The following is a 13,045-nucleotide window of genomic DNA, read 5'->3' as shown; positions in this document are numbered from 1 at the left end:
GGCGTGCCCCTCCGAACGCCATGATCCGCATTCCTCACACCGATCCCGTGCGTGGTTCGACACGCACAACGCATCTGCCCAAGATCAAACAGCCAGGGGAGGGACCGCGGTGTGCTGCGCCTAAAGCCGCCGGCGGCGGGCCTGCGCGGTGCGCTCGATGGCGGCGGCGACCAGAGGCTCCAGATGCAGACGGCTGCGCACGATATGCAGCATGCGCGCCTCTTCAGGTTCCACGTGCCGGTCGGCGGCGGCCACCTCGACAGCAATCGCGTAGGCCGTGTCGTGCAGCTTCGCAGGAACCACGTCGCGGACAGCATTGAGGATGCGCTCCAGCCCGTCGTCTTCCTGCAAAATCTGCTGGCATTGACGCGCGACGGCTATGATGTCGTCGTCGAAGCCCTCGAAAACCGGCCAGTTGCGGATGGTCTCGCCAATGATGGCAAGTTCCGCATCGGTCATGTCGCGGTCGGCCGCTGACATGACGACCATCAGATAAATAAGGGCTTCGTGGGCTGTCGGCTGTGCCATTTAACGCTCCGCTAGGGGTATGATTTGCCGGAAAGTTAGGGAGCCGGAGCCCCCGCCGCAATGAAAAACTGTCGTGTCGATTGACGCACCGCCATGGCCGTCCTACACGCAAGGCCCTTAAGTGAAACCAATTCCTGGAAAGCGACATGACGACGGCACGCCAAGACGCGCTAGAACTTTCGCCCGAAATTCTGGAGACCGCGGCCGAATGCAAGGCCTGGCCCTTCGAAGAAGCGCGTAAAATCGTCAAACGCTATGAGGCCGGCGCATTCCCGGAAACGGTGCTTTTCGAGACAGGCTACGGCCCTTCCGGCCTGCCGCATATCGGCACGTTCGGCGAGGTGGCGCGAACCTCCATGGTGCGCCATGCGTTCCGCATTCTCACCGAAGACAAGGTGAAGACCAAGATCCTGTGCTTCTCCGATGACATGGACGGCCTGCGCAAGGTGCCCGACAACGTGCCCAACAAGGAGATGCTGCGCCAACATCTCGGCAAGCCGCTCACGCAAGTGCCCGATCCGTTCTCCAACGAGTATCCCTCCTTCGGAGCGGCCAACAATGCGCGGCTCAGGGCTTTCCTCGACCGGTTCGGCTTCGATTACGAGTTCGCCTCCTCGACGGAATATTACGCGTCGGGGCGCTTCGATGCGACACTTCTGGCCATGCTCGAGCGCTTCGATGCGGTGATGGAGATCATGCTGCCGTCGCTGCGCGCGGAACGCGCTCAGACCTATTCGCCGTTCCTGCCGATCCACCCCAGGACGGGGGTGGTGATGCAGGTGGCTCTGGAGGAACGCAAGCTCGATGCCGGCACGATCGTGTGGCGCGACCCCGACAGCGGCGAACTCTTCGAGACGCCGGTCACCGGCGGCCATTGCAAGCTGCAATGGAAGCCCGACTGGGCCATGCGCTGGGCCGCCCTCAAGGTCGATTACGAAATGTCCGGCAAGGATCTGATCGACAGCGTGAAGCTTGCCGCGCAGATCTGTTCCGCACTCGACGGCACGCCACCAGAAGGCTTCAATTACGAACTGTTCCTGGACGAGAAGGGGCAGAAGATCTCGAAGTCGAAGGGCAATGGTCTGACCATCGACGATTGGCTGGCCTATGCGCCCACGGAGAGCCTTTCGCTCTACATGTTCCAGAAGCCGAAGACGGCGAAGAAGCTTTATTTCGACGTCATCCCGCGCACCGTCGACGAGTACTACACTTTCCTGTCGGCTTATGGGCGGCAGGACTGGAAGAACCGGATGAACAACCCCGTCTGGCATATCCACGACGGTGAGCCGCCCAGGACAGAGCTGCCGGTTCCCTTCGCGCTGCTGCTCAATCTGGTCAGCGCCTCGAATGCGGAAAACACGGACGTGTTGTGGGGCTTCATCACGCGGTATGCGCCGGGCGTCACGGCACAGACCCATCCCGAACTCGACCGGCTCACCGGTTATGCGCTGCGCTATTTCGAGGATTTCGTCAGACCGGCAAAAACCTTCCGTGCCCCCGACGACGTGGAACGCGCGGCACTGCGCGCCATCTCGGATTCGCTGGCCACCCTGCCGGAAGATGCCGACGGCGAAGCGATCCAGGATGCGATCCTCGACGTGGCGCGCGGCATCGAGCGCTATCAGGATCTCCAGCGCAAGAGCCCGACGGGCGGCCCCGGCGTTTCCGGGGCCTTCTTCCAGATGCTCTATCAGGTGCTTCTCGGCCAGGAACGCGGGCCCAGGTTCGGTTCGTTTGCAGCCCTTTATGGCGTTAAGGAAACGCGGGCCCTCATCGAGGCCGCACTCGACGGCACGCTGGCAGGCTGACGCAGCAGTCAGGAACTGGGCCGTCAGGAACTGGAAGGGCCGCCACTGAAAATGCCCTTGCCTGCACGGCGGGCATTTTCGCCATCCTGCTCATAGGGACCGCCCGGTTCGGGCATCGCCCAGCCATTTTCGATCAGCCACTTGCCAATATCGTAGCCGGCAAGTGAACAGGTCAGCGGCTTGTCCGTGTCCGGCGGTTCGCCGCCGGGTCCGCTTTCGCAAGCGATGGCGCGCCCGCGCAGCCAGTAGCGGAATGCAGTGCGCGCCTGCACTCCGCAAGGCCATGCACCGCCATCACGCGCTTCGCAGGTCCGGTCTGGCGGTATGACGCGAATGCCGGCAATGGTAACCGTGCGTCCCTCGGATTCAAACATGCCGGCGGCAACAGCTACCGGACGGAAGAACAACGCATCTTCCTTACGAAGCTTCGGTTCGGGCGCGGGCCCGGCGAGCCCGCTCAACGGCTGGCGCGGCTCGATGCGCTCCAGCATGGAAGGATCGACCGGCAAAGGAGCGACCAGTTCAGGCGCTATCACGCGTGGACCGCGCGCTTGCCCAGTCCCTCCTCCATCCTGAGCGCTCGCGGTCAATGGAAACGCGAATCCTGCAAATACCGCGGCCGCCATGCCAAATGCGCAGATATGGAAAGGGGCACTGCGCCCGCCTACTGGCTCGCCCAGACGATGCGCGCGATCCATTCGACCTCCTGCCTGGTAAAAACACGGTTCGGGTGTTCGGGATTGAGCGAAAGAAGCTCCACCTCTTCGCGGCTTTGACGCTGGAGCACCTTTGCCATCACCTCGCCATCGGCTGTCTTCACCACCACACGATCCCCTTGCCGCAACCGGGCGGACGGATCGACAATCAGCGTGTCGCCATTGCGATAGAGCGGCATCATGGATTCGCCCTGAACCTGCAATGCATAGGTTCCATCGGCCGCAGCGGCGGGCAGATCGACATGTTCCCAGCCCTGCCCTGCGGGAAACCCGGCATCGTCGAAGAAGCCACCCGCGCCGGCCTGTGCAAAACCGATCAAGGGCACGCTTGACGGTGGTTGCGGATAGGCATCCGACGGGCGACCCAGCCTCTGCACAAGGCCGATGAAATCGGCGAGCGACGTGCCGGTCGCGTCCATGATCTTGGAGATCGATTCCGTTGAAGGCCAGCGCGGACGCCCATCGGCGGAACGCCGCTTGGACTTGTTGAACGCGGTCGAATCCAACCCCGCCTTCCGAGCCAGACCAGAGGCCGAAAGCGAATGACGCTCAGCCAGCGCGTCTATGGCTGCCCAGACCTTCTGGTGCGAAAGCACGGCGGGTTTCCTTCCGGAGTTGAAACAGGAAAAAATACCTGTTCCGCACTTTTAACGCCCTCATTCGCGCTTGTCCATAAACTGATGCGTGCCGGAAGCACGATCAGAAAATGCCGGTCCTTTAATTTCCGAAAACGCGCCGGAGCCGCTGGCGGACGTCAGGCGATTTCACCTGCCTGCAACCGCTCCAGCTCCTTGCTCTCCCCATTCATGCAGACCTCAGATGTTACCATCTGGCCGCAAAATGCTTTAACGGGGTGCGCGCTTGGCAAGAATGCGTTGCAGGGTCCTGCGATGCATGTTGAGGCGGCGGGCGGTCTCCGAGACATTGCGGTCGCACATCTCGTAAACACGCTGGATGTGTTCCCACCGAACCCTGTCGGCAGACATGGGATTTTCGGGCGGCGCCACCTTCTCGCCTGCCTGGCGGGTGAGCGCGGAAAAGATATCGTCGGCATCGGCAGGCTTGGCCAGATAATCGACAGCGCCGAGCTTCACTGCCGTCACGGCAGTGGCGATATTACCGTAACCCGTCAGAATGACCGTGCGCGCATCCTTGCGCTTTTCGCGGATGACTGCGACCACATCCAGACCATTACCATCGGCAAGGCGCATGTCGATCACGGCAAAGGCGGGCGGCGCCGACTTGACGCTGGCTACGGCCTCCTCGACGGATTCAGCCGTGCCGACCGTGAACCCGCGGCTTTCCATGGCGCGCGCGAGACGGGTCAGGAAAGGCTTGTCATCATCGACGATCAGAAGCGAGCGATCTTCACCCAGAAGGGTCTCGGGGTCTTCCACGGTATCATTCGTCATATCGAGCACGTTCAGCACGTTGTCATCCTGGAATGTTTCTAACCTATATTCGTCGGCTTTTCCAATTTAGGAGTTTTGATCTCATCTTCCAGGGCGGGCCCCTGCACAACGAATACCGATCTCGGCCATGTGACCTCGGCAAAAGCGCCCTTGCCCTTTTCGGCGAGATTGCCGAAGCGGATCGTCGCGCCGGACCGCTCCAGAAGCGTTTTGGCGATGAAGAGGCCAAGCCCCAATCCGCCGCCACTGCTGGCTGCGGCACCGCGCTTCGACATGTAGGGTTCACCGATCCGGTCGAGAATTTCGACAGGGAAGCCCAGACCGTCGTCGATCACCAGAAGTCCGATTTCGTCATCATTCCAATGCCATCTGATGGTGACCGTCTCGCGCGCGAAGTCGACCGCGTTCTCGACCAAATTGCCAAGCCCGTAAAGCACGCCGGGATTGCGACGCCCGACTGGCTCCGACCCCTGCGTGATGCCTGGCTCGAAACGGATATCGATGCCGAAATCGCGATGCGGCGCCACTGTTTCCTCAATCAGCGAGGTGAAGGGCAACCGCGCCATATGCGCTTCGCCTTCTGTCGACAGGCTCGTGAGCTGACGCAGGATTTCACGGCAGCGCTCGCTTTGCGTGCGCAGCAGCGTGACGTCTTCGCGGAAGCGTTCGTCATTGCCGAGGGCGCGCTCCATCTCGCGTGCCACCAGCGCAATTGTCGCCAGCGGCGTGCCGAGTTCATGCGCGGCGGCGGCGGCAAGTCCATCAAGCGCGGAAATATGCTGCTCGCGTTGCAGGACGAGCTCGGTCGCGGCGAGCGCGTTCGCCAGAAGCCTTGCCTCCTCTGCGACGCGATAGGCATAGACGCCGGTAAAGGCGATGCTCGAAACGATGGCGAGCCACATGCCGATCACATAGATGAGCGGCATGACGAGCTCCGTTCCCGGGAACCATGGGAGCGGGCGGTGGAAGACGGCGAGCGCCGTCGCCAGCGCGACGACCAGAAACCCCAGAAGCGCAGTCCATCGCAATGGCAGGGAGGTAGCCGAAATGACCACGGGCACCGTCATCAAAAGAGCGAAGGGGTTGGTCAGCCCGCCGGTCATGTAAAGCAGGCCCGAAAGCTGGAAAGCATCGAAGGTCAGAATGCCCAGAGCTGCCAGCGGTGGCAGACGGTGGGCTGCGGAAAACCGCAATGCAAGATGCACGTTGAGCCAGGCCGATGCCGCGATCAGCGCAAAGCACAGGCCGACCGGGAGTGGAAAATCGAGCCCGTAGGCGACGACGATCACTGCGGCGCTCTGCCCGATAATGGCGAGCCAGCGCAGCTTGATCAGCGTATTGAGCCTGAGGCCGTGGCTCGTGTCATGGGCCCTGATATCTTCAAGCATGCCGCCTTATGCGGGAAGTCTCCCGTTCCTCCAAGAATTTATTTGCCGCATGTTTTGAGCGATCATCATGGCTCAATAGTCTGTCGGCAAGAGCGTTGAGCTCTTCAAGTGCCTCGCGGTTTGGCGCGGTGCGTGGCGGCAGCGTTGGCCGGATCGTCCGGCCAGACATGCTTGGGATAGCGGCCGCGCATGTCGGCGCGCACATCGGCCCATGAGCCCGCCCAGAAGCCCGGCAGGTCGAGCGTCGTCTGGATGGGACGGTGTGCAGGCGACAACAGCTCAAGCTTCAGCGGAATGCCCTCGGCGATGGAGGGATGTGTCTTCAAGCCAAAAAGCTCCTGCACGCGGATGGCGAGAACAGGCCCCTCCGCCTCGTAGCGGATCGGCACATGGCTTCCCGAGGGGGCGTCGTAATGAGTGGGCGCGAATGTCTTCAGCCGGCGCTGATATTCATGCGGCACCAGCGAAACCAGCCCTTCGCGCAGGGATGTCGGTTTCAGCTTCGCAAGGCTGCTTTCACCAGTGAGGAACGGTTGCAGCCAGTCTTCCAGATGCGCAGTCAGCGCCTCGTCGCTCATATCGGGCCAGGGTTTGCCCTTGGCATGGTGCAGCCAGCCGAGGCGACCGCGCAAAGCCTCCGTCTCCTTGTCCCAAGGCAAAAGCGAGAGCCCGTTAGCGCGCACCGCCTCGACAAGCGCCCGGTCGGCCTCCACGCCGGACGGGGACGGCATGGCCTGCGTGGAAAAAACGATGGCGCCCAGCCGACGCACCTTACGCTGGCGCAACGAACCGCGCTCACGGTCGAATCCGCTTTCGATACTCTCCTCGATATCGTCGCCCAATGCGCCGAATATCTCTTCTTCAGCGATTGCCGCAGCCGACGCGATGCGGGCGTTCTCCGCCCGGCCCTGCAAATCGGCCACCACGAGATAGGCTGCACCGGCAAGGCGCTCCTCCGCTGCCAGAACACCGCCGCGCCCGTTGGCAAGCACAAAACGACCGAATGCCCCCCGCGCCTTGGCAACGCGATCGGGCCACGCATGGATCAAAAGCGCTCCGGCCTGCGGGACGGATGCGCCCCTGTCGCCGCCGGCGGATTTCGCCAGACGGATCGCCAATGAGCGCGCCTGCTCGGCACGCGTGCCACGCTCCCTGCGAAAGCGTTGCAGGCGCTCGTCCAGATCAACGGCATTCCCACCCAGGCCACGCTCGGAGAGGAGAACCGCCAGATCGGCGGCCGCCTGGCCATGGCCGCGCCGTGCCGCTACCGACACCATATGCGCAAGCCGTACCGGCAGAGCGAGCTTGCGCATGGCAGCCCCCTCCGGCGTCAGGCGGCCCGTTCCGTCGAGCGCGCCAAGCCGTGCCAGAAGTGCCCGCGCTTCGGCAAGGGCCGCAGGCGGCGGCGGGTCGAGAAAGGCAAGGCTTGCCGGATCGGCGACACCGAAGGCTGCGCAATCGAGAAGCAGGCCGGAAAGGTCCGCATCGAGAATTTCCGGCGGAGTGAAAGCAGGCAAGGCCGCCGTCTGCTCGGCCCGCCACAGACGCAAAGCGATGCCGGGCGCTGTGCGCCCCGCGCGGCCGGCGCGCTGATCGGCTGAAGCGCGCGAGACGCGCACCGTCTCCAGCCGCGTCAGACCCGTCGCCGGCTCGAACTTCGGCAGGCGCGACAGACCGCTGTCGATCACGACGCGCACCCCATCAATGGTGACGGACGTTTCGGCAATGGCCGTCGCGAGAACCACCTTGCGCCGTCCCGTAGCCGGCGGACGGATGGCAGCATCCTGCGCCTTGCCCTCGAGACCGCCATAGAGCGGCGTGATGTCGACGTCCTTCGGCAGGCGATCTGCAAGGCGCTCGGCGGTGCGTTCGATCTCGCGCTGGCCGGGCAGGAAAGCAAGCACACTGCCCTCTTCCTCGGCGAGAACCTCGCGGATGGCGCGCGCCATCGCATCCTCGATGGGTTCCTGCGCCGGGCGCTCCCGATAGCGCGTCTCGACGGGGAAACTGCGGCCTTCGCTTTCTATCACCGGTGCATCACCCAGAAGCGACGCGACCCGAGCGCCATCAAGTGTTGCCGACATGACAAGAAGCCTGAGATCGGGTCGCAGCGCGGCCTGTGCATCGAGCGCCAGCGCCAGCGCGAAATCGCCGTCCAGCGAACGCTCGTGGAACTCGTCGAACAGCACCGCCGAGATGCCCGAAAGCTCCGGGTCCTCGACGATCATGCGGGCGAGAACGCCCTCGGTGACGACGAGGATGCGCGTTCGCGGCGACAGGCGGCGCTCCATGCGCATGGCGTAGCCCACCGTCTCGCCCGGCTCCTCGCCGAGAAGAGCCGCCATGCGGCGTGCAGCCGCGCGCGCGGCAAGCCGACGCGGCTCCAGAAGCACGATGCGCCCGGTGGATGCCCAGTCCGCATCGAGCAAGGCCAGCGGCACAAGCGTCGTCTTGCCCGCGCCGGGCGGCGCCACAAGGACAGCCTTGCCCCTTTCCTCCAGCGCCCGTTGCAGGACCGGCAGGACCTCCGTGACAGGAAGGTGCGGCAGTTCCCTGCTCATTCCGTCCCGCCAATGGTCACGATGTCGCCGCCCGCGGCTGCCGCATCCGCCTCATCATGGGTGACGAGGAGTACCGGCAGGCCTCTTTCACGGGCCTTGGCAAAAACCAGCTCGCGCATCTGCTGGCGCAGCGCAGCGTCGAGCTTTGAGAACGGCTCGTCCAGAAGCAGAGCGCGCGGATGAGCAGCGAGAACACGGGCGAGCGCGACACGCGCCTTCTGCCCTCCCGAAAGCGTCGCGGGATCGCGCGCTTCCATACCTTCGAGGTCGACGCCTTGCAGCGCCTCCTCCACCTGACGTTTGCGCGCGGTGCGCCCGCGAATTGCCGCCGGCAGGGCGAAGAGAAGATTGCCCCCGACGCTCATATGCGGAAAGAGCAACGGGTCCTGGAACAGAATGCCCATATGGCGCTCCTCGGCCGGCAGGGCGGAGATATCTTGCCCGTCGATAAAGAACCGGCCAGAGGCGCTGAACACCGGATCGAGAAACCCGCCGATGAAGGCAAGCAGCGTCGACTTCCCCGCGCCCGACGGTCCCATGACGGTCAGCACCGCGCCCGGCGCCACATGGCGCGTGAGCGACACGATCTCGCGGCCCGCAAGCGCGATCCTTACCCCGTCGATGAAAAGGCCGGCATCCTTCACATTTCGTCCGATCAATACTGCATGTCGCGGAAGCGCCGGAATATCAGTGCCGGCACGAGCGTGGCAACGGCAAAGCCGAGTACCGGCAAAAACATCTGCATGAAGGCGTAGACGCCGATGACCCTGCGATTGCCGCCTGAGGCAAGCGCCACGGCCTCGGTTGTGACAGTGGTGAGGCGCCCCGCCCCGATCAGGACCGTGGGCAGATATAGCCCGACCGACACAGCGAAGCCGACCGCCATGACAGCCAAAATCGGGCGCGCCAGCATGGGCAGGCGAATGTGAAGAAAACGCAGCCAGGCGCGTTTGCCAAGACCCGCCGCAAGCTGATCGTAGCGCCGGTCGAAGGCGCGCCATGGGTCTTTCAGGCCGAGATAGGCATAGGGCAGCACGAAGACGAGATGAGCGAGCATCAATGCCGGCATGGTCGCCTCCACGCCTGCCAGCACGAACAGAAGCTGAAGGCCGAACAAAAATGCCACCTGCGGCACCAGCAACGGCAGGTAGATCAGCGAGAAGGCCCACCGTCCCGGCGCATGCCCCATGCGATCCTCGTGCGCGAGGCACAGGATTGCGATGACGACCGCCACGGCGCTCGATGCAAAAGCGGCGGCAAGCGTCGTCAGCATGGGATCGCGCAATTGCGGCAGGGCACGCATCCAGGTCCTGAGGCTGTAAGAGGCAGGCATCGCATCGGGAAACGGCCAGAGACCTGCAACCGACCACAGCGCGAGTGCGGCAAGGCCTGCAAAGATGATCGCTGCCGAAGTCAGCATCATTGCCAGCGCGCCGGCCCTCACCATGCCATCGCACCGCAAGCGGACACCTGCGAAGGCGAACCGATCCCGCAAGCCGGTCGCCGCCTTTTCGAGCCCGATCCAGATGGCGATCGCAAGCGCTGTGACGACGAGTTGAAGCAGCGCTCCGGCGGATGCCAGAAAGCGCATGGAAAGATCGGGGTCGCTCATCCATCCGACCAGTCGGACGGCAAGCGGTGCCGGTGCCGTTGGGCCAAGGATGGCGGCGACATCCACCACCGAGGAGGCGAAGGCGATCACAGCGAAAACCGGCAGGCGGATTTGCGGATAGATAACCGGCCACAGGCCGAAGACGAAGCCCGCCACACGCCCATAGCCCATGGAGGCGACAAGCGCGCGCGTGCGCACGGGCCTTGCCTGCGGCAGGGCTGCGAGCGTCATCAGGAGCAGGAAGGGGATTTCCTTCACCACCAGCCCTGCCATCATCGACAGCCCCATCGGGTCGTTGACGATCAGAATGTCGGGCGGACGCTGCCAACCGGTCAATTCCGGCGAGACGATGCGGGCGACCAGTCCCGAGGGCGCAATCAGGAAGGCGAGCGCGAAGGCCGCAGCCGCATGCGGCACCGACAGAAGAGGCGAAAGCAATCGTTCCATCCGCCGGAAGGCCGGCGTTCCGACCCAGGCGGCGGTGAACAGCATGACGACGGTGAGCGAAACCAGTGCCGTGCCCAGCCCGGCAACCAGGCTCATACCCGCCGATGCGAACAGCGCCGGCTCGGTGGCAAGCACCGCGAAGGGATCGAGGCTGAAATGCTTTCCTCCCAGAGCCGGGAGATAGCCGAAGGCCGGCAACACGGTGCCTGCGAGGCCGAAGGCGACCGGCAGGGTCAGGAGACCTATTGCGAGCACGGGGCCGAGGCGGGTCAGCATGGGGCTGCGGTTCCGGTCGGGACGGGATGCGGGAGCGGGAATGTCATGCGGGCGCTTTTCCAGTTCTGTCTCGATGCCCGCCCCTCATGCGCCGGCCGCATGACGCTCCCATCATCCTGTCTAGTTCGCCACTCCGTAACGACGTTTCCATTCCGTTTCGATGCGCTCCATCCAGCTTGGATGTGGTTCATCCAGCGCCGGGCCCAATTCATCGGGGCGCAGCGTCGCCACACCGAGATCGATCACATCGAACCGCGCGCGATCACCCGGGTCGAGCTTGTCGAGCGCCAGCACCGTCGGATCTCCCCAGATGGCCGGATCTTCCTTGCGCGCCTGCGCTTCCGGCGACAGGAGGAAATTAGCGGTGACCAGCGCACCCGCCTTGGCCGGCGCATTGTATGGAATGGTCAGAAAGTGGGTGTTGGCCAGCGTTCCGCCCGGAAAGGTGAAGGACCGTACCGTGCCAGGAAGCTCGCCATTGGCGATGGCGCTCGATGCCTCCGCCGGATTGAAGGCAAAAATGATGTCGACCTCCGAATCCGCCAGAAGCTGCTTCATGGCCGGATAGTTCTGCGGGAAGGCGCGGCCCGAGCGCCACATCAGCGGGTTCAACTCGTCGAGATACGCAAAGAGCGGTTTCGTAACCTCTTCGAAATCAGCCTCCTCCACCGGCTTCTGGAGCAGCGCGGGATCGGCGATCTTTTCGGCCAGAACCTGTTTCAGGAAGGACGAACCGATGAAATCCGGCGGTTGCGGATAGGAGAAACGGCCAGGGTTCTGGCGCGCCCAATCAAGCAGTCCGTCGGCGTCCTTCGGCAAGGCCGCCGCTTGCGTGCGGGCGGAATCGTAGAAGAAAACCAGCTTCGCCATCCCCCAGGGGCTTTCCAGCCCTTCGACAGGGATGGTGAAATCCGTGCGGATGGTCGGCTTGTTCTCAACATCGGCATAGGCGAAGTTCGGCAGTTTTTCCGCCCAGCCTGGCGTCATCAGGAGGCCCTGCCGCTTCATCGCGGCGAAGTTCTCGCCGTTGATCCAGATCAGGTCGATGGTGCCGCCTTCATTGCGTCCCGCTGCCTTTTCCGCAACGACGCTGGCGACGGCATTGGCCGTATCGTCGAGCTTCACGTGCCTGAGCATGACGCCATAACGCTCTTTCAGCTTCTCGCCAGCCCATTCGATATAGGCATTGATGTTCTGCGAACCGCCCCATGCGTTGAAATAGACCGTTTCGCCACGCGCCTTCTCGACCACAGCGTCCCAGTCGGAAGGATCGGGGGCGGAACCTCCGGCAAAGGCCGACATGCTGCCGAGCGCCAGAAGCGCCATGGAAATAGCCAGTTTTCTCAATCGAACCTCCCGGGTGGACCTTGCGCCCCGTCATCTGGGTCGTTCGATAGAGCATGGCCGCGCCGGCAAGATCAATGCACCGTTACCTCGCATCAGGTCACTTCACGGTGAAGGCGCAGTGAAATCAGCTCTCGCCGGCGATCTGGAGTTCGATGCGATCAGCGGCAAAGCGCGTCTGCGAATACTGAACAGGGCGGCAATCGGGATCGACATTTATGGCTGCGGTGACAAGCACGATCGCACCCGGCGAAAGGCGCAGATCGGCAAGATCGGACGCATCCGCATGCAAGGCCGTCACCACCGTGGAATGGCGCAGATAATCGGCAAGCCCCAGCATCTTGAAGGATGCGGTAATGGAACCCGTCTTGCGGAACGCTTCCACGATGCCGTCAAACCGCTTGGCATCGAACCAGCTTCTCGCGCGCGAAATGGGGCGGCCATCGGCCTGCGACAGCGTCTCCAGACGGAGGACGGGTGCGCCGGACACCAGATCAAGCGCCGCCGCCACTTCCACCGAGGCACTCTCCACCACATGTTCGAGCAAAACCGCCTTAAGCCCGGTTGTCTGGCCGGCAAGACCTTCGGAGAAACGCGTGCGGGCACGAATGGGATAGGACAGACGCTGACGCCGCTCGACGAAGGTGCCCCGCCCCTGCTCGGCACGCAAGACACCTTCCTGTACCAGCGAGGCGATGGCCGTGCGCACCGTGTGGCGATTAACGCCGAAACGCGCCGCCAGCACGATCTCCGGCGGCATGCGGCCGGCTTCATCGGCAAGCCCTGCCGCGATCTCACGCCGCATCCGGTCGGCGATCTGCCGCCACAGGGCCACGCCACTGCGCCTTTCGATGGTTTCAGCTTCCGCCATTGGCAATTCTCCAACACCGCACGCCTGTCATAAGCACGTCATGGACAAGCCCTATTGGAGGAAGCATAATATGTTTAGTTGT

The 13,045-nt window shown here is 63.5% G+C and carries 11 protein-coding genes; 1 reads left to right on the top strand and 10 read right to left on the bottom strand.

From position 1 onward, the window contains the following. Positions 1 to 120 precede the first annotated feature (120 nt). Positions 121 to 528 (bottom strand): tellurite resistance TerB family protein, encoded by a 408-nt coding sequence (locus NA8A_RS02055; protein ID WP_009755727.1) that lies wholly within the window; start codon positions 526 to 528, stop codon positions 121 to 123. 146 nt (positions 529 to 674) lie between these two features. On the opposite strand from NA8A_RS02055, the gene NA8A_RS02050 reads away from it, so the two are divergent. Continuing rightward, positions 675 to 2,336 carry a lysine--tRNA ligase gene (locus NA8A_RS02050; RefSeq protein ID WP_009755726.1) on the top strand — a complete coding sequence of 554 codons (1,662 nt, stop codon included), beginning with the start codon at positions 675 to 677 and terminating at the stop codon, positions 2,334 to 2,336. Positions 2,337 to 2,359: 23 nt separating this feature from the next. On the opposite strand, the gene NA8A_RS02045 is transcribed toward NA8A_RS02050, so the two are convergent. The 9 genes from NA8A_RS02045 to phnF all read right to left on the bottom strand — a co-directional run bounded on the left by NA8A_RS02045 (position 2,360) and on the right by phnF (position 12,963). Continuing rightward, positions 2,360 to 2,926: a thermonuclease family protein gene (locus NA8A_RS02045; RefSeq protein ID WP_240532714.1), complete on the bottom strand. Its 567-nt coding sequence runs from the start codon at positions 2,924 to 2,926 to the stop codon at positions 2,360 to 2,362. Between the two features lie 74 nt (positions 2,927 to 3,000). After that, complete coding sequence (locus NA8A_RS02040; protein ID WP_009755724.1) at positions 3,001 to 3,648, bottom strand: S24 family peptidase; 648 nt, start codon at positions 3,646 to 3,648, stop codon at positions 3,001 to 3,003. A 249-nt stretch (positions 3,649 to 3,897) separates the two neighbouring features. Further along, on the bottom strand, positions 3,898 to 4,464 hold the full coding sequence (locus NA8A_RS02035; protein ID WP_040671613.1) for an ActR/PrrA/RegA family redox response regulator transcription factor: 567 nt from the start codon (positions 4,462 to 4,464) through the stop codon (positions 3,898 to 3,900). A gap of 38 nt (positions 4,465 to 4,502) precedes the next feature. After that, a complete protein-coding gene (locus NA8A_RS02030) occupies positions 4,503 to 5,852 on the bottom strand; it encodes an ActS/PrrB/RegB family redox-sensitive histidine kinase (RefSeq protein WP_009755722.1) in 1,350 nt (449 codons plus the stop codon). 104 nt (positions 5,853 to 5,956) lie between these two features. Further along, positions 5,957 to 8,413, bottom strand: coding sequence for an ATP-dependent helicase HrpB (hrpB, locus tag NA8A_RS02025; RefSeq protein ID WP_009755721.1), 2,457 nt, complete (start codon positions 8,411 to 8,413; stop codon positions 5,957 to 5,959). Beyond that, a complete protein-coding gene (locus NA8A_RS24990; RefSeq protein ID WP_009755720.1) occupies positions 8,410 to 9,057 on the bottom strand; it encodes an ATP-binding cassette domain-containing protein in 648 nt (215 codons plus the stop codon). Before NA8A_RS24990 ends, hrpB begins: the two co-directional genes overlap by 4 nt. A gap of 11 nt (positions 9,058 to 9,068) precedes the next feature. After that, complete coding sequence (locus NA8A_RS25415) at positions 9,069 to 10,748, bottom strand: ABC transporter permease (protein ID WP_009755719.1); 1,680 nt, start codon at positions 10,746 to 10,748, stop codon at positions 9,069 to 9,071. 120 nt (positions 10,749 to 10,868) lie between these two features. Further along, entirely contained in the window at positions 10,869 to 12,074 is a 1,206-nt protein-coding gene (locus NA8A_RS02010; RefSeq protein ID WP_009755718.1) for an ABC transporter substrate-binding protein, read from the bottom strand. Positions 12,075 to 12,219: 145 nt separating this feature from the next. Further along, a complete protein-coding gene (phnF, locus tag NA8A_RS02005; RefSeq protein WP_009755717.1) occupies positions 12,220 to 12,963 on the bottom strand; it encodes a phosphonate metabolism transcriptional regulator PhnF in 744 nt (247 codons plus the stop codon). Between the last annotated feature and the right edge of the window lie 82 nt (positions 12,964 to 13,045).

It is taken from the genome of Nitratireductor indicus C115 (assembly GCF_000300515.1).
Classification (GTDB): Bacteria; Pseudomonadota; Alphaproteobacteria; order Rhizobiales; family Rhizobiaceae; genus Nitratireductor; species Nitratireductor indicus.
This window is presented reverse-complemented; position numbering and strand designations above follow the sequence as displayed.

Bases quoted from the DNA above. Each gene is read 5' to 3' on its own strand.
- hrpB (WP_009755721.1), bottom strand. From the start codon at position 8,413: ATGAGCAGGGAACTGCCGCACCTTCCTGTCACGGAGGTCCTGCCGGTC.
- NA8A_RS02050 (WP_009755726.1), top strand. From the start codon at position 675: ATGACGACGGCACGCCAAGACGCGCTAGAACTTTCGCCCGAAATTCTG.
- NA8A_RS02030 (WP_009755722.1), bottom strand. From the start codon at position 5,852: ATGCTTGAAGATATCAGGGCCCATGACACGAGCCACGGCCTCAGGCTC.
- NA8A_RS02055 (WP_009755727.1), bottom strand. From the start codon at position 528: ATGGCACAGCCGACAGCCCACGAAGCCCTTATTTATCTGATGGTCGTC.
- phnF (WP_009755717.1), bottom strand. From the start codon at position 12,963: ATGGCGGAAGCTGAAACCATCGAAAGGCGCAGTGGCGTGGCCCTGTGG.
- NA8A_RS02035 (WP_040671613.1), bottom strand. From the start codon at position 4,464: ATGACGAATGATACCGTGGAAGACCCCGAGACCCTTCTGGGTGAAGAT.
- NA8A_RS02010 (WP_009755718.1), bottom strand. From the start codon at position 12,074: ATGGCGCTTCTGGCGCTCGGCAGCATGTCGGCCTTTGCCGGAGGTTCC.
- NA8A_RS25415 (WP_009755719.1), bottom strand. From the start codon at position 10,748: ATGCTGACCCGCCTCGGCCCCGTGCTCGCAATAGGTCTCCTGACCCTG.